17 protein-coding genes are annotated in these 25,099 nt (G+C 71.4%); 11 read left to right on the plus strand and 6 right to left on the minus strand.

The window, feature by feature from the left end:
• Positions 1 to 13: 13 nt before the first annotated feature.
• Together ACFZBD_RS21820 and ACFZBD_RS21825 are read right to left on the minus strand one after the other, a co-directional pair.
• Complete coding sequence (locus tag ACFZBD_RS21820) at positions 14 to 2,785, minus strand: AAA family ATPase (protein WP_391141805.1); 2,772 nt, start codon at positions 2,783 to 2,785, stop codon at positions 14 to 16.
• Between the two features lie 13 nt (positions 2,786 to 2,798).
• Positions 2,799 to 3,965, minus strand: coding sequence for an FAD-dependent oxidoreductase (locus ACFZBD_RS21825; protein WP_391141807.1), 1,167 nt, complete (start codon positions 3,963 to 3,965; stop codon positions 2,799 to 2,801).
• 71 nt (positions 3,966 to 4,036) lie between these two features.
• On the opposite strand from ACFZBD_RS21825, the gene ACFZBD_RS21830 reads away from it, so the two are divergent.
• The 8 genes from ACFZBD_RS21830 to ACFZBD_RS21865 all read left to right on the plus strand — a co-directional run bounded on the left by ACFZBD_RS21830 (position 4,037) and on the right by ACFZBD_RS21865 (position 15,959).
• Complete coding sequence (locus ACFZBD_RS21830) at positions 4,037 to 4,627, plus strand: TetR/AcrR family transcriptional regulator (protein WP_391141809.1); 591 nt, start codon at positions 4,037 to 4,039, stop codon at positions 4,625 to 4,627.
• Positions 4,628 to 4,664: 37 nt separating this feature from the next.
• Positions 4,665 to 5,888: an MFS transporter gene (locus ACFZBD_RS21835; RefSeq protein WP_391141812.1), complete on the plus strand. Its 1,224-nt coding sequence runs from the start codon at positions 4,665 to 4,667 to the stop codon at positions 5,886 to 5,888.
• 160 nt (positions 5,889 to 6,048) lie between these two features.
• Positions 6,049 to 8,703: a LuxR C-terminal-related transcriptional regulator gene (locus ACFZBD_RS21840; protein ID WP_391141815.1), complete on the plus strand. Its 2,655-nt coding sequence runs from the start codon at positions 6,049 to 6,051 to the stop codon at positions 8,701 to 8,703.
• 311 nt (positions 8,704 to 9,014) lie between these two features.
• On the plus strand, positions 9,015 to 10,385 hold the full coding sequence (locus ACFZBD_RS21845; RefSeq protein WP_391141818.1) for a DUF2079 domain-containing protein: 1,371 nt from the start codon (positions 9,015 to 9,017) through the stop codon (positions 10,383 to 10,385).
• 165 nt (positions 10,386 to 10,550) lie between these two features.
• Positions 10,551 to 12,440 carry a hypothetical protein gene (locus ACFZBD_RS21850; protein WP_391141821.1) on the plus strand — a complete coding sequence of 630 codons (1,890 nt, stop codon included), beginning with the start codon at positions 10,551 to 10,553 and terminating at the stop codon, positions 12,438 to 12,440.
• A gap of 131 nt (positions 12,441 to 12,571) precedes the next feature.
• The gene (locus ACFZBD_RS21855) at positions 12,572 to 13,933 is read left to right on the plus strand and encodes an erythromycin esterase family protein (RefSeq protein WP_391141823.1); all 1,362 of its coding nucleotides are present in this window, start codon (positions 12,572 to 12,574) and stop codon (positions 13,931 to 13,933) included.
• 96 nt (positions 13,934 to 14,029) lie between these two features.
• Complete coding sequence (sph, locus tag ACFZBD_RS21860; RefSeq protein WP_391141826.1) at positions 14,030 to 14,971, plus strand: sphingomyelin phosphodiesterase; 942 nt, start codon at positions 14,030 to 14,032, stop codon at positions 14,969 to 14,971.
• Positions 14,972 to 15,017: 46 nt separating this feature from the next.
• Positions 15,018 to 15,959 carry a hypothetical protein gene (locus ACFZBD_RS21865; RefSeq protein ID WP_391141829.1) on the plus strand — a complete coding sequence of 314 codons (942 nt, stop codon included), beginning with the start codon at positions 15,018 to 15,020 and terminating at the stop codon, positions 15,957 to 15,959.
• A gap of 118 nt (positions 15,960 to 16,077) precedes the next feature.
• On the opposite strand, the gene ACFZBD_RS21870 is transcribed toward ACFZBD_RS21865, so the two are convergent.
• On the minus strand, positions 16,078 to 16,728 hold the full coding sequence (locus tag ACFZBD_RS21870; protein ID WP_391141832.1) for a hypothetical protein: 651 nt from the start codon (positions 16,726 to 16,728) through the stop codon (positions 16,078 to 16,080).
• A gap of 219 nt (positions 16,729 to 16,947) precedes the next feature.
• Here ACFZBD_RS21870 and ACFZBD_RS21875 point away from each other — a divergent pair, with 219 nt between their 5' ends.
• On the plus strand, positions 16,948 to 17,670 hold the full coding sequence (locus ACFZBD_RS21875; protein WP_391141835.1) for a hypothetical protein: 723 nt from the start codon (positions 16,948 to 16,950) through the stop codon (positions 17,668 to 17,670).
• 18 nt (positions 17,671 to 17,688) lie between these two features.
• Here ACFZBD_RS21875 and treZ read toward each other — a convergent pair whose 3' ends face one another.
• Entirely contained in the window at positions 17,689 to 19,440 is a 1,752-nt protein-coding gene (gene treZ / locus ACFZBD_RS21880; protein WP_391141838.1) for a malto-oligosyltrehalose trehalohydrolase, read from the minus strand.
• Between the two features lie 62 nt (positions 19,441 to 19,502).
• A complete protein-coding gene (locus ACFZBD_RS21885; protein WP_391142217.1) occupies positions 19,503 to 20,453 on the minus strand; it encodes a GNAT family N-acetyltransferase in 951 nt (316 codons plus the stop codon).
• 204 nt (positions 20,454 to 20,657) lie between these two features.
• Between ACFZBD_RS21885 and ACFZBD_RS21890 the strand changes: the two genes are divergently transcribed.
• The gene (locus ACFZBD_RS21890; RefSeq protein WP_391141841.1) at positions 20,658 to 21,206 is read left to right on the plus strand and encodes an FHA domain-containing protein; all 549 of its coding nucleotides are present in this window, start codon (positions 20,658 to 20,660) and stop codon (positions 21,204 to 21,206) included.
• A 474-nt stretch (positions 21,207 to 21,680) separates the two neighbouring features.
• Positions 21,681 to 22,703, plus strand: a complete 1,023-nt coding sequence (locus ACFZBD_RS21895) for a cytochrome P450 (protein WP_391141844.1) — start codon at positions 21,681 to 21,683, stop codon at positions 22,701 to 22,703.
• A gap of 53 nt (positions 22,704 to 22,756) precedes the next feature.
• Here the strand turns inward: ACFZBD_RS21895 and treY are convergent, their stop codons facing one another.
• Positions 22,757 to 25,090 (minus strand): malto-oligosyltrehalose synthase, encoded by a 2,334-nt coding sequence (gene treY, locus ACFZBD_RS21900; protein ID WP_391141847.1) that lies wholly within the window; start codon positions 25,088 to 25,090, stop codon positions 22,757 to 22,759.
• Between the last annotated feature and the right edge of the window lie 9 nt (positions 25,091 to 25,099).

A 25,099-nucleotide genomic window follows, 5' to 3' on the forward strand; every position in this document is an offset into this window, starting at 1 on the left:
GGCCGGGCCGTCGTCACCCGCGTTCGGGCCGCAACTTCCGGGCCATCTCCCCGCGGTTCCGCACCGCCAGCTTTCGGTAGATGTTCGTCAGGTGCACTTCCACCGTCTTGGGGGCGATGAAGAGAGCCGCGGCGATCTCGCGATTGATGCTTCCCCGGCCGGCGAGTTCGGCGACCCTCCGCTCGCTCGGGGTGAGCGCCGCGAGACCCGTGGGCGGTGCCGAGCCCGCGCGGGCCGCGATCCTCCCCAGCTCGTGCCGGATCCGGTCGGCGAGCGTCGTGGCGTGGCAGGTGAGGGCGATGTCCAGCGCCCGGGACATCGCCGTGGACGCCTCGGGAAGCGACGACCGCTCGCCGAGACAACACCCCAGGGCGGTCAGCGCCTTGGCGTATTCGAGGCGCGCCGAGGACCCGCCGAGGGTGGCGACGGCGTCCTGCAGCAGCCCGAACCCTTCGTCTCCGGCGACCAGGGTGCCGGCGACGCGCTGGGCGCGGCCGAGGGACCGGGGGCCGCCCCAGTGGGAGGCGAGAGCCACTTCCTCGAAGGCCAGGGCCCGTGCCTCCGGGATCCGCCCCAAGGTGTGCAGCGCCTGGGCCAGAGGTGCTCGCCAGGACAGGAACGCGGGGTTCGTCCAGCCCCGGGTGGAGGCGCGGGCCCCACACGCGCGCAGGAGTTCGGATCCTCGCCGCCCCTCGCCCTCCGCGAGAAGGAGCTCGGCCCGGCTCACCATCAGCCAGTCCTCCTGTCCCGCGCGGTGCCGAGGCCCGGCGGTGTGGACCCGGTCGAGCGCCGACCGCGCCTCTTCCCCGCGGCCCTGCTCCCGCAGGCACTCGGCCAGGAAGGCCGCCGCGAGGGGACGCAGGACCTCCGCGTGCGAGGCGTCGATCCGCTCCATGGCCGCCCGCAGGCACTCCTCCGCCTCGGCCAGCACCCCTCGACGGAGCAGGGTGAGCGACCGGACCGTCTGCAGGACGGCCATGCCCGTATCGGATCCTTGGCGCCATTCCCGGTCCATGCGCTCGTCCAGGAGCGTCTCGGCGCGCCTGTCGTCGGCGGCGGCGAGTACCCAGCAGGCGTCCGCCACGGCTTCCGGGGTCGTGGACGCGTCCAGCAGCATTCCGGTGTCGAGCGCTTCGGACACGGCCGCCGCGCACGCCGACGCGGTGGCGTCCTGACTGATTCCGGTGTGCCAGGCGTGGACGAGGAAGGTGTTCTTGGCCTGGTCTCCCGCTGTGCGGGGGCGGGCGGACGCGTGGCGGCATCCGCCCGTCGGGCGGGGTGACCGGGGCGCCGGACGAGAGAAGTTGATCAGTGTCGAGTCCGAGGTCTCCGGGGTGGTTCCGTATCCGCTTCCGTTTCTGCGTACCGGGCCCGGGTCGGGGTCGGTACGGGTGTGCGGGGTCAGCGCCTCGGCCGGCCGGCCCAGCGCGAAGAGGGAGCGCCCCAGCAGGGAGGAGAGGGCGGCTTCGCACCCGGCGCAGCCGGTTTCGTCGAGGGCCGCCCGCAGATACGTGACCGCGGTGCGGTGGTCCACCAGTTGCGCGATCTCGCCCGCGAGGACGAGCGCCCGCACCCGGTCGTCCGGCGTGGCGAAGGGCTCCTGGAGCCTCCGGCTGGCGAACGCGAGGGCCGCGGCGGGTTTCCCCTCGTGCACGGCGTCCCGGGCCGCGTTCTCCAGCGCTCCTGCCGCCCACTGCGCGCCGAGAGGGAAGGAGCGGACCAGGTGGGACGCGACGCGGTCGTTCTCCGCGTGGCACCGGTGCAGGATCTCCGCGGCCGTGCCGTGCAACGCGGTGAGCCGGGCGGTCCCCGTCACGTCTCGGAGGGCGGCTACGGCGAGGGGGTGCGCGAAACCGAGCGAGCCGTCGTCCCGCAGGATTCCGGCGGCACGCAGGGCCGAGAGCTGACGCGTCGCCACCTCGACGGACTGGTGGGCCAGCGAAGCCGCCTCGTGCGGCGCGGCGCCTTCCCCCAGCGTCGCCATCGCCCGGGCCAGCTCCGCCGCGTCCTCGTGCATCGCTCCGAGCAGGCTGCGAAGGTGCCCGCCAAGGATGTCCACGGCGATCGCGGCGAGCGCGTCCGCGTCCGCGACGGAGGGGTCGATCCGCCGCTGGAGCAGGGTCCTGGCCAGCTCGCGGACGAGGAGGGGATTGCCGCCGGACAGGCGGTGGACGGAGTCCGCGAGTCCGCCGGGGAGAGGGGTGCCGGTGATCTCGTCGGCCAGCCCCAGGGAGGACGCCGCGCTCAGCGGCCGCGGCCGCAACAGCGTGACACCGTCGTCGGCGGCGAGTTGATCGACGAACGCTCCGGATGATCCTGATGAAGCGTCCGTCGGCGGCCGGGCCCCGGCGATCACCAGGAGGGGAAGAGACCGCATCCGGGGCAGCAGATAGGCGAGGAACCGCAGCGAGGCCTCGTCCGCCCACTGCAGGTCGTCCAACGCGAGGAGCAGGGGGGACCGCTCGCACCTCTCCACGACCGCCTGGTGGAGCCTGTCGAGCGCGGGGAAGGACGCGTCGTGACGCTCGCCGGTGGGAACCACGCGCCCGACGATCTGCCCGGCGAGGCCGAAGCCGTTCTCCTGCTCCCACCGCGAAGCGCGGCCGGACAGGACGCGCAGGCCTCGCGCCCGGCCCCTCTCCCGGCCCTCGCCCAGGAGACGCGACTTCCCGATGCCCGCGGGCCCGTGCAGGAGGAGGAACCGTCCCTCACCCGAGGCGGCGGACCGCACGGCCGCTTCGAGAACCGCGATCTCCTGGTCACGGTCCCGGATACGTGGCTCCACGCCGAACCCCCGGTCATCCGGGTGCGCAGGCGGGCACCTCGACGTACAGATCGTCCAGTGCCCGCAGGGAGACACCGGTCGGCACGAGGCGGAGGGCCAGGTCGCGGGCGGCTGCCGCGACGGGGTTCCGCAGGCCGGCCACGACGCCGGCCCGCCGGGAGCGGAGCCGGATGTCGTTCGTCCGCGCGAGCCGATCGGCAGAGTACGCGACCAGCGCCTCCTCGACCCCGTCGGCGCCGGCCTCGTCGAGTCGGCGACCGACCGCGACCGCGTCCTCGATCGCCTGGCACCCGCCCTGGCCGAGGTTGGGCGTCATGGCGTGCGCCGCGTCGCCGATCCAGGCGAGGCGCCCGTGGTGGAGTCGCGGGAGCGGCTCCGCGAGGTCGTACAGGTCGTGCTGCAGCAGGCGTTCGCCGTCGACGCGCCGCAGGAGTTCGGGGATGGGGCTGTGCCACGCGTGGAACCTGTCCCACAGGAAGCCGAGGGGTGCGGCGGGCCGGGTGCCCTCCGGCAGGAAGGCCGTCGCGAAGACGTACACACGGCCGTCCGCGAGGGGAACGATGCCGAAGCGCTCGCCCCGGCCCCAGGTCTCCGAGGTGGTGAGGCCGGGCAGGCCCTCGCCGGAGACGACGGACCGCCAGGCGGTCTCTCCGCTGTAGTGGAGACCGGCATGGTGCGGGAAGTACCGCTTGCGCAGGGAGCTGTGGATGCCGTCGGCGGCGATGACGACGTCGGCGACGACTTCTCCCGCGTCGGTCACGACGCAGGGGAGGCCGGACGCCGTCGCACGCACCTCGGTGACCGCCGTGCCGTACAGCAGCGCTCCCGGGGGGAGTTCGTCGGCGAGTCCGGCCACCAGCGCGGCACGGTGCACGGCCAGCGGAGGCGATCCGTAGCGGGCGGTCAGCGCGTCCGTGTCCGCCCGGCGCAACCAGGAGCCGTTGGGTTTGCGCATGCCCATGGCCGCCGGCACCGCACTGCCGGCCGCGGCCGCGGGGTCGAAGCCGATGGCGCGCAGCGCGCGGAGGGCGTTCGGAGCGAGGACGATGCCCGCGCCGGTCGCCGGCTGTGCGGGCGCGCGCTCCAGGACCAGGACGTCCCAGCCCTTCCTGTGGAGGGCCAGCGCCGTGGTCAGTCCGCCGATGCCGGCGCCCACCACGATCGCTCGTCGACGATTCATTGCCTTTCCCCTCTCGGCTCTACAGGTGTAGAGTCGGTTTCACCGTAGCACTACAGATGTAGAGTCGCCACGTGGACACCAGAGACCGCAGAACCCTGATCGCGGACGCCGCGATCACCACGGTCGCGCGGGCGGGCCTGCGCGGACTGACCCATCGCGCCGTCGACGCGGCCGCGGACCTGCCGGCCGGCAGTACGTCGTACTACTTCCGCAACCGGACCGCGTTGATCACCGCCTGCTACGAGCGCCTGCTCCAGCTCGATCTCCTGGACGTGGGCGACGCGGAGTGGACGCCGGCGGATCGAGGCCAGGCGGCGGAGGCGCTGGCGGTCATGCTCCACCGGTGGCTGACCACCGGCCGTGAACGGCAACTGGCCCGCATCGAACTCACCATCGAGGCGGCGAGGCAGCCCTCGCTGCAGGGCAGCCTCGCCGACGCCGGCCGCAGGGGGCGCGCACGGGCGGCCGTGATCCTGGCCGAACTGGGCGCGCGCGACCCGGAGTCGGCCGCCACGCTCCTCGTGGCGTGGACGGAAGGCATCCTGCACGACTACCTCGTGGGCGCGATGGCGTCGGTGCGGCCGGCGCCCGATGCGAGGGCCCTGGTCTCCGTCGCCCGCCGGATGCTGGACGCCGCCCTCGCCCCGGAACCCGCCCCCTAAGGGGCCGGTTCCGGGGCGCAAGACCGAGACATGTTGCGTGAATCCGCTCGGAGGTGCGGTGTTCTCCCAGTACCGACAGATCTTCGGCGAGCCGGGTACCCGAGGATTCTCCGCCGCCGGCTTCCTGGCCCGCCTGCCCATGTCCATGATCGGCATCGGCATCGTCGTCATGCTGTCCGAGACGCGGGACTCCTACGGCGTGGCAGGCGCGGTCGCCGCCACGTACGCGTGTGCCACGGCGCTCCTCGGCCCCCTGGTGGCCCGCGCCATCGACCGGAAAGGGCAGCGGGCGGTCGCCTTGCCGGCCCTGCTCCTCTCGACCGCGGCCCTCGTCCTCCTCCTGGTCCTCTCGGATTCCGCGTTCCCCGCCTGGCCGCTCTTCGTCTGCGCGTTCACGGCGGGGCTCATGCCGAGCATCGGCTCCCTGGTGCGGGCGCGATGGGCCGACGCCCTCACCGACGGGGAGGCCCTGCAGACCGCGTACTCCTTCGAGTCGGTAGCCGATGAGGTCGTCTACATCGTCGGGCCGCTGCTGGCCGTGACGCTGGCGTCCTCCTTCTTTCCCGGCGCGGGAGTCCTCGCCGCGGGCGGGCTGGCGCTCCTCGGCACGCTGGCCTTCCTCGCCCAGCGGAGCACCGAGCCCGCCGTCAGGAAGAGACGCGGGAACACGCGCTCGGCCCTGCGGATCCCCGCGCTGACGGTGCTCGTGGCGGTCCTCGTCGCCGTCGGGGCGATCTTCGGATCCTTCGAGGTCGCCGTCGTGGGATTCGCGGAAGCCCAGGGGAGCCGAGGCGCGGCCAGCTACGTCCTGGCGGTCAACGCGGCCGGTGGATGCCTCGCGGGTCTGCTCTTCGGGGCCGTCGCGTGGGACCGTCCCCTCGACCGGAGGTTCCTCGTCTGCGTGTGCGCCATGCCGGTGCTGCTGGTGCCTCTTCCGCTCTCCTCGTCGCTCGGCGTGCTGACGGCGGCGATGTTCGTCGCCGGTCTCGCCACCGCACCCGTGCTCATCACCAGCATGACCCTGGTGGAGCACCTCGTGCCGGACGCGTCCCTGACCGAAGGGCTGACGTGGGCCACCTCGGGCCTCAACATGGGCCTGGCCTTCGGGGTCGCCGTAGGAGGCTGGACGGTCGACCAGTCCGGAGCGCGTGCCGCCCTCCTCGTCCCGCCGGCCTCCGCGGTCCTCGCGGGGATCATCGCCGTCATCGGCAGGAAACGGCTGAGGACCCCGGTCGCCGCCCCGTCACGCCCTGCCGCCTAGGGGGGTCGGCCGGGGATCTAGGGGGTGTCCCTGATGTCTCCGGTACCGCGGTGGCATGTAATGGAGACAGCAAGATTCCAGACAGTTCATCCGCGTGGGCACACGCTCGGCAACGATGCTCCGCGGCGTGAGGGAACCGAATCCGGCCCGGGAGAACGTTGTGAACGCTTCGCGCGATGGCCAGGCGCTCTGGTCAGAGGGCGACTTCCTCCAGCAGCCGTCGCTTCTCTCGCACCCCCCGTTGGTGGGCCGGCAGCAGGTCATCCAGTCCGTCGGATCGACCCTGCGCGGCTCGACATGGGGCGGCGCGGTCCTGGCGGGCCGGGCGGGCGTGGGCAAGACCCGTCTGCTGCGGCACCTGGTCGAGGGCGCCCGGGAGCGCGGCCAGCTCGTTCTCCACGTACAAGCGGATTTCGCCAACGGCCGCCTGCCGCTCGCGGGACTCGTGTCCGCCATGAGCGACCTCGGCATGAAGGCCCCGGCCTCGGTCGCCGAAGCGGTCACGGCACTGGCCGACGCACAGCGGCTCGGTCCCGTGCTGATCTGCGTCGACGACGCACATCACCTGGACGATCATTCGGCGGCGGTGATTCTGCAGTCGGCTCGTCGCGGAGCGGCGAAACTCGTGATCGTGTCGTGCGAGTCGAGGCCGTGCAGCGAGGCGGTCACGGCCCTGTGGAAGGAAGGATGGCTCGCCCGGATCGCGGTCGATCCGTTGGGGAGCGACGAGGCGGCGCAGGTCGTGGAGGCCATGCTGGGAAAGCCGATGGCTCCGGTGACCTCCGCCCGCTTCTCGATGCTCGCCGACGGCAACCTGGTGGCCCTGCGCGAGCTCCTGGCATCCGCGCTCGAAGAAGGAGCTCTCGCCGAGCGTTCCGGCGTGTGGGTGGAGAGCGACGACGGCTTCCACTCGACGCGCCTGGCCGCCCTGATGCAACCGGCCCTGCAGCACCTGACCGACGCGGAGCGGTGGGCCCTCGACGTGCTCTGCGTGGCGCGCACATTCCCTCTCGAGGTCGCGACCGAGGTGGCCCAAGCATCCGTGTGGGAACGCCTCGAATCCCGGGGGCTGATCGCCGCGGACGACAGGCCGGACGTCCGGCTGAGCGTCTCCGACCGCATCCTGTCCGCAGCCGTCCTGCAGGAGCTTCCCGTCCTGCGTCGGCGCAGGATCCTGAGGCTTCTCACCGGTCTGCTCGACGGTCACCCGGTGACGCGCGAAGCGTCCGCCCCGCACATCGTGGAATGGCGCCTGGAGCTGGGGGAACGCGTGCCCGAGGCCGCCGTCGTCGACGTGTGCAGGAAGGCCTGGTGGAACAACGACTGGCAGGCCGCGTACCGCTTGGCCGACAGCGCCTGGAAGCAGCACCGGACTCCGGAGATCGGGCTGATGCTGGCGAGGATCCTGACCCACTGCGGGCACCGGGAGCGAGCCGAGTCCCTCTTCGCCACCGTGGCCGAGATCGGGACCGCCGCCCATCGAGCCGAAGCGCTGAAGGCCCTCGAGCGCATCCACCTCGTACGCGGCACGGCGCGCGGAGAGAAGCACGACGGGCCGCGGTCCACCGGTCCGGAACCTTCCGGAAGCGCGCGGGACATCGACGACGCCATCGCCGGCATGCTGGCCGGCAGGCCCGGCGAGTCCCTGCACAGCGTCCAGGAGATGGTCGGCAGCGACGATCCGACCTGCGTGGCCATGGCCGGATCGGCCGCGCTGGTCGCCCTGTTGAGCATGGGACGCCCCCTGGACTGCGTGGACCTCGAACCGCGGCTCGTGCGGGCCGCCGAGGCGATGCACACCGTGGACGTACAGGACTACGACGCGCTCAACCTGCGCGTGCTGACCTCCTACGCCCGTGCCCTCGCCGGCGAAGCGGTCCAGGGCGAGCAGGAACTGCGCGCTCTGATACGCGAGGCCGCCGACCGGAGGAACGGGGTGATGGCGAACCGCGCCGGGCTCTTCCTGGCGCGCCTCCTGTTCGACCGCGGACAGGTGCGAGACGCCTATCGGCTGTTCGTCACCGCCTGCGAGGACGACCTCTCCATCGTCCGCCAGGTCGCCGCGGCCGGCGCCCTCTGCTCCGCCCTGCACGACGGCGACGACGAGCTGATCCGGACGGCGGCGGAACGGCTGGAGACGGTCGCGGGTGATGAGGTCCCCCGCGTCGAAGTCCAGGTCGCGCGCGCCCTGTTCGAGATGCACAAGGGGCGCGTCGACACGGCGGTCCGGATCCTGGACACGGCCGGAGAGACGGCCCTCGCGTCCTGTGCGTACGGAGAGTTGGCGGACGTCCTCCACGCGCTGGCGAGAATCGACCGCGCGGAGCACGCAGCCCGCTTCATGGGGGCGTGGACCGCCGAGGTGCAAGGCGTACTCGACAGGATCCGTATCGACTTCGCCGAGGCCGCCGCTCTCCGGGACCCCGACGCGCTGTCCGCGTGTGCGCACGCCTTCGAGAAGAATTTCGCCGCCCTGTACGCGTCCGAAGCCTGGGCAAGCGCCTCCCGGGCCTACCGCCGGCGTGGTGAGCCCCGGCTCGCGGCGGCGGCGCACCGGCGCTGCGCCGAGTCGGGCAGAGGATACGACGGCATGCCGACCCACCTCCTGCACATGATGGACGAGCTCATCCCGCTGAGCCGGAGAGAAAGGGAAATCGCGCTGCAGGCCTCGGCCGGATTCTCCAACAAAGAGATCGCGGAACAGCTCGTCCTTTCCGTGCGCACGGTCGACAACCACCTTTACCGCGTGTATCGAAAGCTCGGCGTGACCAACCGGCGTGCGCTGCGGCGCATGATCGACGAACAGGGTTCATAGGGCGAAGGCGAGGGGGCCGTTCCCTCGCGTACCGGCGGGCATACCCCGCGTCGCATTCCGCAGCAGGAACGCACTCGGCGCCGGCGTGAGTATCCGGTACTCATGCCCCCGCTGATCCATGACGTTACGTTTCGACGTCAGGACCGTTCCACCGCCGCACCCACTCGCACCCCGACGGGACGAGGAGAAGCGGCAAAGCTGAAAGACCCCTTATGGAATCCATCGGCGCCCTGCGGAATGCCGCGCGTAGGACCTGCCACGCTCTCGCGGTCACGAGAACACCGACCCCAGGAGGGCGGGGCATCGCATGGATGATCGCCTTGGCGTGCTTCTCGCTCTACGCGACCCTCTCCTTGCGGCTGCACGCGCGCATGCTCACCACCGGCTACGATCTCGGGATATTCGAGCAGGGGATCAGCGCCTATGCACAGGGCCGGCTCCCCACCTCCGAGCTCAAAGCCCACGCTTTCCCGCTGCTCGGTGATCACTTCTCCCCGATTCTCGCCACCCTGGCCCCCTTCTACCGGTTGTGGCCCACGCCGGAGACCCTTCTCCTCGCTCAAGCGGCTCTGCTCGCCGTGGCCGCCGTTCCCCTCGCGCTGTGGGGATGGGAGGTGGCGGCGAGGCGGGGCGCGCTCGTCACCGGGCTGGGCTACGGAGCCTCCTGGGGCATAGCGCAAGCAGTCGGATTCGACTTCCACGAGATCTGCTTCGCCGTCCCGCTGATGTCCTGCGCGGTGACGGCGCTGGGCAACGAACGGTGGCACGCGGCCGCCCTGTGGGCGAGTCCCCTGGTTCTGGTGAAGGAGGACCTCGGCCTGACCGTGGGAGCCGTCGGCGCCTACATCGCGTGGCGCGGCTCGCGTCGCCTGGGGATCACGGTGGCGCTCTGCGGACTGGCCGGCTCCCTGGTCGCGATGTTCCTCGTCATCCCCGCCTTCAACCCGGGCGGCGTCTTCACCTACTACGCGAGCGTCTCGGACGGAGAGGACGGCGATCGGCTCGAACTGCTCTTCCGCTACACGCTGGGGCTGGTCACGCCGGCGATCAAGATGGCGACGCTGGCCCTGCTCCTGGCGCCGACCGCGTTCCTCGCCCTCCGTTCTCCCCTCGTGCTGCTGGCGGTTCCCACCCTGGCTTGGCGCTTCGCGTCGTCGAACGCCTTCCACTGGGGACCGCAGTTTCACTACAGCGCCGTTCTCATGCCCGTCATGTTCGGGGCGTTCGTCCACGGGCTGGAGAAGTACCGTGCCGCAGGCCTGCCGAAGCCGGTCGCCAGGGGCCTCCTGATCTGCTCGCTGGTGACACTCTGCACCGTCCCGTTCTTTCCGTTCTCGAAGCTCGCCACGGGCGATCTGTGGGGGCCGAGCGCGCGGGTCGACACCGCGCACAGGATTCTCGCCGAGATCCCGGACGGTTCCACGGTGGTCGCCTCCAACCGCCTGGTCCCGCAGCTCACCAAACGCTGTGTCGTCATGGTCATCGGATGGCCGCGCAATCGCCCCGACCCCGACTGGGTCGTGGTGGACACGGCCACGCCGCAGGGATGGCCGACAAGCGGCGAGAACGAGGCCGCCGAGATCCAGAAATACCGGGCGAGACGGTACGAGAAGGTCGCCGAGGAGGACGGCTACGTCCTGCTGCGCAAACCGGAATCGGTGGACGGGGAGATCGCCGGATAGTCGTCCGCGGTGCGCCGCCCGGCCTTGCTGAACGGCCCTGTTGAGCAGCGATTGCTCACAGGGCGGCAGCCGACGGGTGCTCAAATTGATGAGGCGTCAGGGCGGTTCGCGAACCCCCTGGGCCCCCATCCGCGCGCAACGCAGAGATAACGAAGGAAGAGCCCTATGCGAAGAACGACGAAGGCACGAGCGGGGGGAATGCTGGCCATGCTGACGGCGGCCCTCCTTCTCACGCCGCAGCAGCAGGCGCAGGCCTGGGTGGACTCACCGCTGTCCTACGAGTACAGCTACTCGCTGGGGACCAGTTTCTTCTACTCGCCCGAGTCCGTCATGGCCGGAGCCGCGTCCAAGTTCGTCGACACGTTTCCCTTCGAGGTCGACTGCGGCCAGTTCGCGCAGCTCCCTCCGAAGCACGAACCGCCGTACAAGTGCAATCTGCCGACCGGGCCGTTCCTCAACCCCCTGGCCGTCACCGACCGCACGGCGACCACCTTCCAGTTCACCTCGCTCCCGGGACATGCCGAGGGCCCGGATCGCAAGATCCGGTTCAGTTTCTCGAAGACGTCGGACCAGGACATCCGGCTCAATGTCGAGGGCTGGGGGCCCTTCACCGCCGAGGCGGCGGGATCCATCCAGTCCGGTGCCGTCAAGCAGATGTGGCAGAGCTACGCCAACAATCTGAAGGCCTACATCGAGGCCGGCATCCTGAACGGCGTCGAGGAGAAGTCGGAGCGAGAGGCGATCACCCGGCGCGCCCTCTCCTGCGGCGACGGCGGAATCACCGAGGCCAACGACTGCTTCGAACCCGACTCCCTGAAAATGCTCGCCGGCTTCGGGGGGAGCCCCGGCGCGGTGGGCACGGCCGAGCACGACACCGCGGCCGGTTGCCGCGACGCGGACTTCGTCGCCGCCGACCCGTTCTACCCGAACACGCGCGCTGCCACGAGTGCCGGACTCCTCTCGTGCATCGGCGACCTGAAGAAGAAGTTCAACGACGCCATCACCGCCGGGGGTGTCTTCGTCGACAGCCGCTACAAGGTCGACGCGACGACCGGCCCGTGCTTCTCCTGGACCACGCAGACCAGGAAGTGCCAGCTCATCAAGGGATTCGGCCAGGAGCTCGCAGGGATACACGACTTCTATCTCCGCAGCAACTACACGGACAAGGCGGAGCCCGAGTTCAGTGTGACGAACCCTCCCGGCCTGGGCCTGCACGCGCCGTCCGGCCTGTTCAACATGCTGGGAACCGCTCCCACCGCGGCCGAGATACCGAACGACCTCACCATGGGGTGCGTTCCCGCCTCGGCCAACAACTACTGCGCCGCCGCGACCCCCATGGGCCTCAAGGGGCGGACCCAGCACGAATACCTGGAGAAGGACCGGGGTGAGATAGCCCCGCCTCCCAGCACCTTCATCGGCCACCCCGTCAGCGTGCGCGGCCAGACCACCGTCGACGGAAGGTCCAACTTCGTACGCGCGGTCGAGGCGTCGATCGCCGAGACGACGGAGCAGTGGAAGGACTTCCGCGAGCAGCTCCGCACCAAGTACGGCGCTCGACGGGGCAACGAGATCGCGTGCGCGATGACCCACGACGACGCGATGCGTTGCCAGCCCGGACCCATGGGTGCCGGTATCGCTCTGGAGGACCCCGCCACCGGCAACTTCACCGATGTGGGCCGGTTCACGCACGGCTACCCGGACAGCCCCTTCGGCCCCTCCCTGGAGAACAGCTTCCAGAAGCTCATGGGTGAGGCCAAGAGGCTCGCCGAGCAGCGGTCCGGCGACCCCAAGGGGGACTTCCAGGTATCCGTCTACGGATTCGCCGACCAGAAGGACGCCGCGTACATCGACGCCTTCATCACCCACAACGACTGGTTCATGACGAGCGCCTGGACCTGGGCGCACAACACCAACCCTCTCTACGGACCCGTGTACTCCAACGGATTCCCCGGCTACGAGTGCCACGAGGGCGGCCCGCAGGCCCAGAACATCCCCACGCCGGCCGTGGGTCAGCACGTGTTCCAGGTTGCGTACACCTGCTCCTACGCGCTCTGAACGACGGAGCTTCCGGGCCTTCGGTGACCGACACCCGGCCTGCGGTCCTCGGTCCCCTCCCTCCCGTCGCGGTCATCCCGCCGGGAGGGAGGGGACCGCGCCACCCACCACCCCTCTGCGAAGGAGACGCGATGTCCCTGCGAAAAGAACCCCGCCGGCGGCACCTGCTGGCCCTCATGGCGGCTTCCGCCTCCGGACTCCTGATGCCGGAGGCCACCGCCGCACCACGCGGGCCTGCCCCCGGCGGCGCCGGGGCCGACGGCCTCGTCGACGCGCTGGAGCGAGCGGCGCACCCTCTGCGCTCCACGGACCCCGGGGTGGGGACCGCCGATCTGCACGCCCTGGGCGCCATGATCGGCGACGCGGAGGTCGTCGGACTCGGCGAGGCCACGCACGGCTCCCACGAATTCTTCGCGATGAAGGAACGCGTCTTCCGGTACCTGGTCGAGGAGCGGGGCTTCACGACCTTCGCCCTCGAGATGAGCTGGCCGGCGGGCCTGCTCATCGACGAGTACGTGCAAGGCGGCCCGGGCGGGGCCCGGGAGATCGTGCTCGATGCCCTCGCGGGGACCCCGTGGGCGCGTCAGGAGTTCGTCAGCCTCATCGCCTGGATGCGCGGCCACAACCAGCGCCACCCGGACCGCACGGTGCACTTCATGGGCGACGACCTGGGAGGGCCGAAGCTCGGCGACCGGATCTTCGAACGCGTCGTCTCCTCCGTACGGACAGCGGCGCCGCGGATCCTGACGAGGCTGGTCGACCTGTACGCGGGGCTGCGCCCGTTCGACGACTTCTACGGCTACCTGCACAAGCCCGTCGAGGAACGCAGGCGGAACGCCGCGCTCGCGCAGGAAGCACTGGACCTCGTGGCCGGGCGGCGGCACAGCCCGGACGACCCGTACGCGTGGACCGTGCAGCACGCCAGGAACATCGCCCAGACCTTCGCCTTCGCCACGATCGACCTCGCCGATCCCGCCACCGTTCCCCCGGCTCAACGGCTGCGCGATCAGGCCATGGCGGACAACGTGCTGTGGTGGAAGGAGCGCACCAAGGGCAGGATCCTGCTGTCCGCGCACAACGCCCATGTGGGGTACCGGGCCACCGATCCCGTCACGTACGCGCGCACGCAGGGCGTGGCCTTGCGTGAGCGTCTGGGGAGGCGCTACGCCGCGATCGGGTTCACCTTCGCCGGCGGCACCTTCCTGGTCAAGGACGCGTCCGGCGGCGCCGCGTGGACGCCCGTCAGCGTGCCCCCGGCCACGCCGGGCATGAACGAGCACACCCTGGACCGGGTGCGGTACCGGGATTTCTACGTCGACCTCCGGACCGTACGAGCCCCGGCGCGCGCCTGGTTGGCCGGCGCACGTCCGGTGTACGACGCCGGGCAGGTGTTCACCCCGGATCCGCTGCCGGAGCTCGCCCTCGGCACGGCGTACGACGTCCTCGTCCACCTGCACCGGGTCCGGGCGGCCACGCCCCTGGCGAGGAATTGAGTACTCAACCCTCACGTTTTCGCCGGTACGCGTGACTAACGTCGGTCTCCATTCGGGACATCCGACCACTCAGGGGAAATGATGAGAATGCGTGCGATGGGCATCGCGATTGCCGCGCTGCTCTCCGGAACCATTGCGGCCGCTCCGGGCGCAAGCGCCACGGAAAGCCCGGCCGCGACGGCTTTCCAGCCGTTCAAGGTCGTCACCTCCAACACCATGCTGCTTCCCTCCTTCGTCTCGGACGGCCTTGCTCAGGACGTACGCGGGGAGCTCATAGGCAAGGCGCCGTATGTGAAGGGAAACGATGTCGTCGTCTTCCAGGAACTCTTCGACGACACGGCGAGCGACCTTCTCTTCCAGCATCTGGAGGGCTACCCCCATCGCACGCCGGTGATCGGCAGGTCGCGTGACGGGTGGAACGCGACCGCGGGGAACTACTCCTCGCTCCCGTACGAGGACGGGGGAGTGGCCATCGTGAGCAAGTGGCCCATGCTGCGCAAGATCCAGTACATCTTCGACGCGAGCTGTGGGGCCGACACCATGGCGGAAAAGGGGTTGGCCTACGCGAAGCTCGGCACGCCGGGCTCACCCGTGCATGTCATCGGGACCCATCTCCAGGCGGACGACGACGGCTGTGACACCGGCGAGGCGGCACAGGTCCGCAAGCGCCAGCTGGGCGAGATCACGGCCTTCGTCGACTCCCTGCGAGTTCCCGCGAACGAGCGCGTCATCTACGCGGGCGACATGAACGTCGACCGGCATCGATCCGAATACCCGGCCCTGGTCCAGGGGCTCCACGCCGTTCCCCCGACCTACTCCGGCCACCCCTACACCAGCGATCCGCACACCAACGCGGTCGCCCGGCTGAGGTACCCGAACGCGCCCCGCGAGTGGCTCGACTACGTGTTCTACGACAACCGGCACGCGCACCCCGCGAGCTACGGAAATTCCGCCCTGCGCGTGACATCCCCGTTTTGGGAACTGGATGACATCTCGTACAACAGGTATTCCGACCACTACCCCGTGACCGCCTCGTAGTGATGCGAACCCGACCCCCCGCGCACCTCTGGAGCAGGAAATGACAATGAATCGCAGAGCGGTCCTCAAGGCGGCCGCCGCGACAGCCGCCGCGGCCCCTCTCGCCACGGCGATGGCGACCCCGGCAGCGGCCGTGTCGACCAATCCGCGCATCACGCAATGGGAACACGCCACGTCGACCTCCCATCAGGCGTGGTGGACACAGCAGTGCAACGGCATCTGCACGGACGGCCAGTACTGGTACGCCGTCTCGAACAGCTCGCGGGACCGCCGGGTCTACAAGCTCTCCATGGACTTCCGCACCGTGGTGGCCAGCAACGCGGCGCCGGCCGACTACCTGCACATCGGTGCGCCCACCTTCGACCCGGTGCGCAAGCTGCTCTACGTTCCCGTCGAACGGGACGGCGGAGAGCCGTGTTACGTCTGGACCATGACCTCCGCGCTGAATTCGCTGACCACGCTGAAGCTGTCCGGACGTACGGCGGGATCGCGGTCCCCTCAGAAGCACAAAGCCCCGTGGGTCGCCTACAACCCGATCGACCGACTGCTCTACAGCTCGGCCTACGGTCCCCCGGACACGACGGACCCGGCGCTGCAGGTCAACTGGCTCAACGCGTTCTCGCCCGTCGACGGGACCCTGAAGAAGCAGGTCCTGCTCCCCTCGAAGCTGCACAACGTCCAGGGCGGCGGAATCTCCGGGAACGGCAACATCTTCCTCGCGACCGACTACGCCTTCAACGGCGCCAAGAGGATCTATTCCTACGACCTCTCGAACGCCCGCGATCAGCAGGTCGCACCCTACTGGGGAAACATCGCCATCCCGGACTCCAGTGACGAGGACGGGCTGGAAGTGGAACACTGCACGCTCGCCTCGCTCGCGTGGGACGGCGGGCGCAGCACCTCCGTCACCGCCGTCGTCCTCAATACCGAGGTGGAGGACGACGTCTATCTCCGGCACTACTGGGTTCCCTATCCCGCGGCGCTCTGACCCGCCGGGAAAGCCGTCCGCCCGGCCGCCCCTCCCGGATCGAATCCGGGAGGGGCGGCCGGGCGGCTCTCCGTGGGCCCTGTCGTCTCAGGGAACGTGGTGCGTGGCCGGGTCGGTCTCACGAACGAGGCTGCACCGAGACGTGCACCCGCAGATTGCAGGACGCGGAACCATTCCAGTCCTGATGCAGGGTGTACGGGGTGTACCGCATCATGCCGTCCCGCAGGGTGAACTCCTTCGAAGCGAAGCAGATCTGATCATCGGAGCTGGGCCAGTCCTCGTCGATCAGCTTCGACTCGATCTTGATGACGTCTCCGGTGACCGCGGTGAGAAAGACACGGTCGCGGGTGCCGTTCCCGCCCCGGCTCATGCACTCGATGGAAGACGACGACGAGCAGAACTGGAACTTCTCGATGTCGTACCGCTGCCCTTGGTAGACGGGATAGGACTTGTCGAGAGCGTCGTGCATGGTGAGGAAGGGGTAGTCGTTCCCGGTCAGCGGATGAGTCATGTTCCGGACGCTCAGGGATCCGTTCATGTCGGCGGTGTTGCAGGCCGCCACCTCGTCCCAGCTTCCCTCGCTTCCGCCTCCGAGGCAGTCGCCGATACCCGGAAAGGTGATGTCCTCGAACGTCACGGTGACGTCATAGGTCAGGGGAATCTTGATCGGAGGGACCGCCGCGGCGGCCGGCGAGACCAAGCCGGTGCAGAAGGCGGCGAACGTGGCCAGTGAAGCGATCCCGACGCGCTTCCTCGTCGCATGTGACATTGCGTCCCCTTTGGTCGAATCTTCGCGGAAAGGTGAAGGAAGGCTATGGGGGGGAGCGCCGCGCGTCGTAGAGTGCCCGCTACTCAATTCCGGTGCGGAGTCTCCCGCTTTGTTGAGTAGGTGCTGCTCTCGAGGAAAGGGCGGCACCGACACTAATCTCCTCGCACGGCCCCGATGCCGGCCGAAGTCGAAAAATCTGACGACTGAATCGAGGAACTCGTGGAATCCCTTACGCAGTTGAGGAGAGCGCTGAGCGTCGGCACCTCACTCGTCGCGCTCGCGGGTGCGTCGCTCACGATCGCTCCCGCCGCCTCCGCGTCCGGACCGCCGCCCATCGCCATCGACCCCCGGAACGTGGCGGTGACCTTCTCCGTCGAGTCCGTGGAAGTGAACGGCATCAGCGACGGGGACGGGCCCGACAACCCCGATGTGGAGATGTACGGGTATGCCTCCGCGACCCCGGAGAAAAGCGGACCGGTCGTCTGGCAGCTCGGCAAGTGTGCGGTCAGCTACCCCTCGCCCACCGGTCTCATCTGGTCCTCTTCCGGAGAGTCCGGCTGGTCCTCCGAGAGCTGCAGCCCCAAGAACGTGCGCAACTCGGACACGTACGACTTCGCGGAGGCCTGGCTCTGCAGGGCGGAGGGCTACGGGCACCCGACACGCGACTTCGACTGCGCACACGGAGCCCCGCAGAATCAGTGGCTCGACAACGTCGACAGCTACGAAAAGGTGCAGTTCGCCTACGACTTCGAGGACTACGACGAACTCTCGGCAGACGATTCGGTCTGCGAGGCCAAAGCGTCCTTGACGGTGACGCCCAGGATGCTCAAGCCCGGCGAGAGCACCACCTTCCGCCTCTCCACCCCCAAGCAGGACGACGACGACGCGGCCTGTGTCGTCACCTTCACGATGACGTACGCCTCGGCCCAGCCCGCCGGATAGCCGCGCCGGCCGTACGCCTCAGCCGTCGGTCAGGATCACCGCCGACTCGGCCGGCAGCAGCAGCGCCCCGTCCCGTCCCGGCGCCTCGACCGGTTCCCAGGCCGTCACGATCCGGTCCCGGCCGTTCGAGCCCAACGGGATCTGCGCGGTCTCCTTCCCCAGGTTGACCGCGATCCGCAGCACCCCGCGCCGGAACGCCAGCCAACGCCCTCCCTCGTCATAGGCCACCCGGACCGCCGCGAGGTCCGGGTCGGTGAGGTCGGGGAGGGTGCGGCGCAGGGCGATCAGCTCCCGGTGCCAGGCCAGGAGCCGGTTGTGCGGGGCCCGTTCGCGCTCCGTGCGGTCCAGGACCGACCGGTCCCGGGTCGCGGGGTCCTGCGGGTCCGGGATGTCCTCCTCCGCCCAGCCGTGCTCCGCGAACTCCCGCCGCCTCCCCCGCCGTACCGCCTCTGCCAGCTCCGGATCGGTGTGGTCGGTGAAGTACTGCCAGGGCGTGCCCGCCCCCCACTCCTCGCCCATGAAGAGCATCGGCACCGAAGGGCCGGTGAGGACGAGCGTCGCCGCGCAGGCCAGCAGCCCGGGGGAGAGGGTCGCCGAGAGCCGGTCGCCGGTCGCCCGGTTCCCGATCTGGTCGTGGGTCTGGGCGTAGCCGAGGAACCGCTGCGCGGGCGTACGGGCCCGGTCCACGGGCCGCCCGTGGCAGCGGCGGCGGAACGTGGAGAACGTACCGTCGTGGAAGAAGACGTGCGTCAGGGTCTTGGCGAGCGCGGCCAGCGGTGCGCGCGCGAAGTCGGCGTAGTACCCCTGGGACTCGCCGGTCAGCGCCGTGTGCAGGGCGTGGTGGAAGTCGTCGTTCCACTGGGCGTGGATCCCGAGCCCGCCCATGGTGCGCGGGGTGGTGGTCCGCGGATCGGCCAGGTCCGACTCGGCGATCAGGAAGTGCTGGCGGCCCTGCTCCTTCGCCAGCTCGTCCACGGCCTCCGAGAGCTCCTCCAGGAAGGTCCGCGCCCGGGTGTCGGCGAGCGCGTGCACCGCGTCGAGGCGGAGGCCGTCGATCCGGTAGTCCCGCAGCCAGGCGAGGGCGCTGCCGATCAGATACGCGCGGACCTCGTCCGAGCCGGGCGCGTCCAGGTTGACCGCGGCGCCCCACGGCGTGTGGTGGGTGTCCGTGAAGTACGGACCGAAGGCGGGCAGATGGTTCCCGGACGGTCCCAGGTGGTTGTGGACCACGTCCAGGATCACGCCCATACCGAGCCCGTGGGCCGCGTCCACGAAGCGCTTGAGGGCCTCGGGCCCGCCGTACGGCTCGTGGACCGCCCACGGCGAGACACCGTCGTACCCCCAGCCCCACGTCCCCGGGAAAGGACAGAGCGGCATCAGCTCCACATGGGTGATGCCGAGCCCGGCCAGCTCCCCGAGCCGCGCCGCCGCCGCGTCCAGGGTGCCCTCGGGGGTGAAGGTCCCGACGTGCAGCTCGTACAGGATCGCGGAGCGCAGCCGCAGGCGCGGCGCGGCATGGCGCCAGGTGTACGCGTCGTGGTCCACGACCGCGCTGTGGCCGTCGGGTCCGTCGGGCTGGCGGCGGGAGCGGGGGTCGGGCAGGAGGGGGCCGTCGTCCAGGGCGTAGCCGTAGCGGTCGCCGTCGGCGGCCGGCGCGACGGCCGTCCACCAGCCGTCGCGCTCGGCATCCCGTTCCATCGGGTGCTCGGCACCGTTCAGTTCCAGCGTCACCCGTTCACGGGCCTGCGGAGCCCACACCTCGAACAGCACTGGCCGATCCCCTCGTCGACGGACCTACGACTGACCGCGCGTACCGAGGTCCATCCTGGCAGTCAGGAGTCGGTACCGCCCGGCGCGTCCCACACGTAGTTGATCGCCCGCTCGAAGGTGACATAACCCGCCCGGGCGAACGCTTTCGCCATCGGTACGTTCGCGAGATCGGTCGCGGCGCGGATGCGCGGCACGTTCTCGCCGGCCAGGATCCGGGTGCCCTCGGCGAGGATGTCGTCGATGTGGCCGTGGCCGCGGTGGGCGGGGAGGACGCCGATGTAGGCGATGGTGTGGTGGTAGTTGTTCCGCGCCGGGATCACGAAGCCCACCGGCTCGCCGGTCTCCGGGAGCCGGGCGACCTGCCACCACTCCCGGGGCGAGGTGTAGTGCGCGAACTCCTCGGCGTAGTGCTTCTCCGCCGCCTCGCGCGGCGACAGGCCGGACGCCAGATCGGCCTGGCCGTGCGCGTCGAGCGTGCCCTCGAGCACCGGCGTCATCAGCGCGACGAGCTCCTCGCGGTCCCGCACCGGCCGGAACGCCAGACGGCCCTTCGGCTCCGGTACGGCGGTGCCCGGGCGCCACTCCAGGCGCAGCCGCTCGACCAGCGGGCGGGCACCGGCGCGCTCCAGGACGCCGAAGAGTGCCCCGAGCCGGTCGCGGGTCTCGGGGACCTCGCGCCAGTCGGGCGGCAGGAACCGGCCGTACTCGGGGCGGGGGGTCCCGGCCGGTACGACGGCGGCGGTCGCCGTCTCGACCAGGCGCAGCCCGATCTCGGCGCGCTCGTCGGCGGGCACGGCGGGATCGAGGTCGAAGAAGTCGAGGGCGAGCGGCGCGCCGCCCCGCTCGTGGGTCCACCAGGCGATCCGGCCGAGCACCCGGTCGCCGCGCAGCGCCACCCACATCCACTCGGGGATCCGGCGACCGGTGGCGAGGTCGTCCTCGAGCTCGTGGTCGAGGACGTAGGCGAGACGCCGGAAGAGGGCGAGTTCGCCGGGGCCGGAGAGCGGGCGCAGGGTGAGGCCGTCGGCGGTGCCCGTCGGGCCGGCGGCCGTGGGTGACGCGGCGTCGGGCGTCGGCAGAGAAGACGTGGTCACGTCCGGGTTCCCCCTGGGAGTCGAGTGCGCAGACCGTAACAGCGATCTTGTGCGGGGCGGTACGGCTTTGTTGTCCGGAGCGCTTCTGGACACTCCGGGCTCTTCGGCCCGACAATCACACGTGTGACGACGCCTTTCGAGTTCCCCACGCACTCCGCGCGGCTCTCCGACGCCGAGCGGGACCGTGCGCTGGTGCTGCTCCGGGAGGGTGCCGCGCAGGGCCGGCTCTCGCACGACACCTTCCTCTTCCGGATGGAGCGCGCGCTCGCCGCGCGCCGTCCCGACGAACTCGCCCTGCTGACCGCCGATCTGCAGACGGAGTCGCGCTGGACGCGGCGCGTGGTGGGCGCGGTCGAGAAGATGTCCGCGTTCACGGCGAGGGTCGGGCGCGCGTGGCAGGCCGAGCGGCTGCCGAAGCTGCTCCTGCCGGCCCCGGGCCCCCACCCGCTCCGCATCGGCCGCGACCCGGTGAACGGCCTGCGCCTCAGCCACGAGACGGTCTCCCGCGCCCACGCCGAACTCTCCCTGCAGGATGGCCTCTGGGTCCTCCGCGACCTCGGCTCGACGAACGGCACGACCGTCAACGGGCGCCGGGTGACGGGTGCGGTGGTGGTCCGCGCGGGCGACGCGGTGGCCTTCGGCCAGATGTCCTTCCGTCTCTCCCTCCGCTGAACGACGGCCGCGCGGGCGGGGATTGCGGGGGAGGGTTCTCGGGCCTCCTCGTGACAGGTGCCGGCGGCCCTGTCCGCCGCCGGTGAGGCGGCCCGTCCGCGGTCGGTGACGGCAACCCGCCCGCGGCGGTCACGGGGCGCGAACCCGCCCGCGTACGCCTCGGCGGTCCTCGGCGATCCGAACGCGCGGCCCGCCCCCGCCCCCGCCCCCGCCCCCGCGCCCGCCCCCGCGCCCCTCCCCGGCACGCGCGCCTCGCGCCCCTGGCCGCGGCGCCCGGCCCGCGGGCCTGAGGCGCAGCCTCCTCCTCCGCACCCTCACCCGTTCGGCCGAGTAGCGGACGCGGCGGGCAGGGGGCGGTGGTGAGGTGGGGAGACGGGCGGTCGCGGGTGCCGGTCGTCGTGGGCTGGTGGAGCGGAAACGACAGGGGGCGCGATGCGCGACAGGTCGAAGCCGGACATACCCAGGGACAACGCGATGCGCGACACGCCGAAACCGGACATACCCCGGGACAGCTGGGCCGAGGTGCCCAGGATGGCGCCCGCCGCCGTGAAGCGACCGGCGGAAGGCGGACGGGCCGCCCTCGCCCGGACCGTGGCGCCCAGTCCGATGGCGCCCGGCGCCGGCCGGGACCCGCACCGGGTGCACCGCGTGCTGCGGAAGGAGTTCCCGCTCACCTTCGACCCGCTGCTGCGGGCCTGGGTGCTCAGCCGGTTCGCCGACGTGGCCTGCGCGCTCACCGACGCGCGGTTCACCCACGGCCACCGCCCCGGGGACCCGCCCTGCGCCCGGAGCCACGTCGACGTCGACGAGGCGGAGTTGCGGGCCGTCGCCGCGCGCACCGCCCGCCTGCTCGCCCGGCGCCTCGCCGACCGGCCCCGCGTGGACCTGGTCGCCGACTACTGCCACTGGCTGCCCGCCGGCACCGTCGCCGCCGCCACCGGCGTGCCCTACCGCGACATGATGCGCCTGGTGCGCGGACGCGCCGCCTCCGCGCTCGCCGGGCAGTGCAGCGCGCAGATCGCGGTACGCGAGAAGGCCCTGGCCTCCTTCCTCGCCAACGTCCTCCTCGACCCCGATCTGGTGGCCGCCCTCCGCGACGCGCCGTCCGACCTGATCGCCCGCGCCTGGACCGAATCGCTGCGCCGCGACCCGCCCGTGCAGATCGCCGTGCGCCGCACCAGCGCCCCGGTGCGGGTGAGCGGCGGCACCCTCCCCGAGGGCGCGCCCGTGGCCCTGCTGGTCGGCTCCGCCGGACGGGACCCCGAACGGTTCCGGGCGCCCGACCGCTATGACCCGTTCCGCGACGACCCCGGCCAGCTCACCTACGGCCACGGCGCCTGCCCCGCCGTCCTCCTGGCCCGTTTCGAGGCCGAGTACGCCCTGCGCGCCCTCTTCGAGGCCATGCCCGCGATCCGGATCGCCGACGGATACCGCCCCGAGCAGACGGGCCTGATCACCCGCGGCCCCGCCAACCTCTTCGTCCGCCCCCGAGGCTGACCGTCGCCCGACCGGGGGGCGCGCCCGGCGACGGACGCGCCCCCCGGCCCGGGTCACTCCGGCAGGCGGCCGAGCAGTGCCACCGGACGCGCGTCGAAGAGTTCCGCCAGCTTGACCTCCGAGTCCGGGCCACCCGTGAACTCCCGTACCCCGTCCAGCAGATCGGTCCACCGGCCTTCCGGAAGTACCAGCTCGGTGTCCTGCCAGCCGCCCGCCTCCGCGAGCCGCAGGGGCAGCCGCGTCACGGCCGTCACCACCTCGCCCGCGCGGGCGAAGGCCAGGCAGTGTGCGGCCGCCGGACCGGACGCGGCCAGAGGGAGATAGCTTTCCCGGGCGCCGAAGACGTCGGGCCGCTCCCGCCGCACCCGCAGCGCCGCCCGCACCACCGCCGCCTTGTCGTCGTCCTCGCCGACCGCGAACGGCTGCCGGTTGTCCGGGTCGACCAGGGCGCGGTACTCCCGCTCCGTCCCCTGGTACAGCTCCGGCACCCCCGGCATCGTGAGCTGCACCAGCGCCGCGCCCAGCAGCTGCGCCCGGATGTGCGGCTCCAACGCGAACGCCGCCTCCGACGCCGAGCGGAGCGGGATACGGCCCGGGCCCGCCGCCACGAAGTCGGTCACCGCCCGTTCGTAGACCGGATCCGGCTCCGTCCAGCTGGTGTGCAGGCCCGCCTCCCGTACGGACTTCAGCACCGCGGGACCGAGCCGGTCCGCGTCCGCCGTGCCGAAGCCGAACGCGGTCTGCCAGGCCGTCCACGCGAGGTGCGGGTCGGGCGCCGGCACCCCCGCCACCTCTTCGAGGAGCGCCGCCCACACCGTGGGGCACTGCGCGAGCACCGAGATCCCCGCCCGCACGTCCGCGCTCCGCTTGGTGTCGTGGGTCGTCAGCACCGTGCCCGTGGCCGGCCAGTCCCGGGCAAGACGCAGGCAGTACGCGTGGAACTCCTCGGGCGTGACCGCCGGGCGGCCGGGGTCGCCGCCGACCTCGTTCGCCGACAGGAGCGGGGTGTAGCGATAGAAGGCCGTGTCCTCCACCGACTTGGCGCGCAGCGCCGACGAGGTCTGCGCGAACCGCGCCCGGAACGCGCGGTGCGCCGGGCCGTCGCCCAACCGCCCCAGCGCCAACGCCCGTACGGTGTCCACCGCCTCGGACTCCTCCGCTACGGCGAACGCGGCCTTGGCGCCCCGGGCGGCCTCCTCGGTGAGGACCTGCTCGCCGCCGGTCCGGTACGTGCGGTACACCGGCACCCGGACGAGGAGCTCGCGGATCGCGGTCTGCAGCGCCCAGGGCGCGTGGTCGCGCAGCTCCGGGTCCGCCGCGCAGACGCGGCCGGCGATCCGGGTCAGGGCCGAGGTCTCCGCGGCCAGTTCGTGCGTCACGACCTCGTACGCGGCCCGGCGCGCGGTCGCCTCCCAGCAGCCGCCCCGGTCCCCGGCACGCCCCGCGAACTCGCGGTACACATCGAGGAGTTCGTCGGCACCGACCGGGTCCACGAACACCCCGTCCACATACCGCAGGGCGTCGTATCCGGTGGTACCCGCGACGGGCCAGTCGACCGGCAGCGGCTCCGTGCCGGTGAGGATCTTCTCGACCACCGTCCAGCACCGGCCGTCCGTCGCCTCCCGCAGCCGCTCCAGATAGCCCTGGGGGTCGGCGAGTCCGTCGGGGTGGTCGATCCGCAGGCCGTCGACCACCCCGTCCCGTACCAGCCGCACGATCGTGGCGTGGGTCGCGTCGAAGACCTCGGGGTCCTCGACGCGGACCCCGATGAGATCCGAAATGGTGAAGAAGCGGCGGTAGTTCAGCTCCGTGCGGGCCAGCCGCCACCAGGCCAGGCGGTACCACTGGGCGTCGAGCAGTTCGGTGAGCGGCAGCTCCTCGGTGCCCGCGCGGAGCGGGAACTCCTGCTCGTCGAGGCGCAGGACGCCGTCCTCGACCCGCATCCGCTCCCGGACCTCGGAGAGCCGCGCCGGCAGCACGGGCAGCAGGAGGCGGCCGTCCTCCGCCTCCCAGTCGATGTCGAACCAGCGGGCGTACGGCGAGTCGGGCCCCTCGCGGAGCACCTCGCGCAGGGCGTGGTTGTACCGGGGGTCGGCGGCCATGTGGTTGGGCACCAGGTCGACGACGAGACCGAGACCGTGGGCGCGGGCGGTCGCCGCGAGGGCGCGCAGGCCGTCCTCGCCGCCGAGTTCGGCCCGGACGGCGCGGTGGTCGGTGACGTCGTAGCCGTGCGTGGAGCCGGGCACGGCCTCGAGGATCGGCGAGAGGTGGACGTGCGAGACCCCGAGGCCGGCCAGATGGGGGACGGCACGCTCGGCGGCCGCGAACGGGAACTCCGGCTGGAGCTGCAGCCGGTAGGTGGCGGTGGGCGTGGTCGAGGGCGTCATGCGAACGTA

It is taken from the genome of Streptomyces sp. NPDC008121 (genome assembly GCF_042957155.1).
Taxonomy (GTDB): Bacteria; Actinomycetota; Actinomycetes; order Streptomycetales; family Streptomycetaceae; genus Streptomyces.

What these genes read in the sequence shown, in the direction of transcription:
- ACFZBD_RS21825 (WP_391141807.1), bottom strand. Translation starts at nt 3,965, where the DNA reads ATGAATCGTCGACGAGCGATCGTGGTGGGCGCCGGCATCGGCGGACTG.
- ACFZBD_RS21845 (WP_391141818.1), top strand. Translation starts at nt 9,015, where the DNA reads ATGATCGCCTTGGCGTGCTTCTCGCTCTACGCGACCCTCTCCTTGCGG.
- ACFZBD_RS21850 (WP_391141821.1), top strand. Translation starts at nt 10,551, where the DNA reads ATGCGAAGAACGACGAAGGCACGAGCGGGGGGAATGCTGGCCATGCTG.
- ACFZBD_RS21855 (WP_391141823.1), top strand. Translation starts at nt 12,572, where the DNA reads ATGTCCCTGCGAAAAGAACCCCGCCGGCGGCACCTGCTGGCCCTCATG.
- sph (WP_391141826.1), top strand. Translation starts at nt 14,030, where the DNA reads ATGGGCATCGCGATTGCCGCGCTGCTCTCCGGAACCATTGCGGCCGCT.
- ACFZBD_RS21865 (WP_391141829.1), top strand. Translation starts at nt 15,018, where the DNA reads ATGAATCGCAGAGCGGTCCTCAAGGCGGCCGCCGCGACAGCCGCCGCG.
- ACFZBD_RS21870 (WP_391141832.1), bottom strand. Translation starts at nt 16,728, where the DNA reads ATGTCACATGCGACGAGGAAGCGCGTCGGGATCGCTTCACTGGCCACG.
- ACFZBD_RS21895 (WP_391141844.1), top strand. Translation starts at nt 21,681, where the DNA reads ATGCGCGACACGCCGAAACCGGACATACCCCGGGACAGCTGGGCCGAG.
- treY (WP_391141847.1), bottom strand. Translation starts at nt 25,090, where the DNA reads ATGACGCCCTCGACCACGCCCACCGCCACCTACCGGCTGCAGCTCCAG.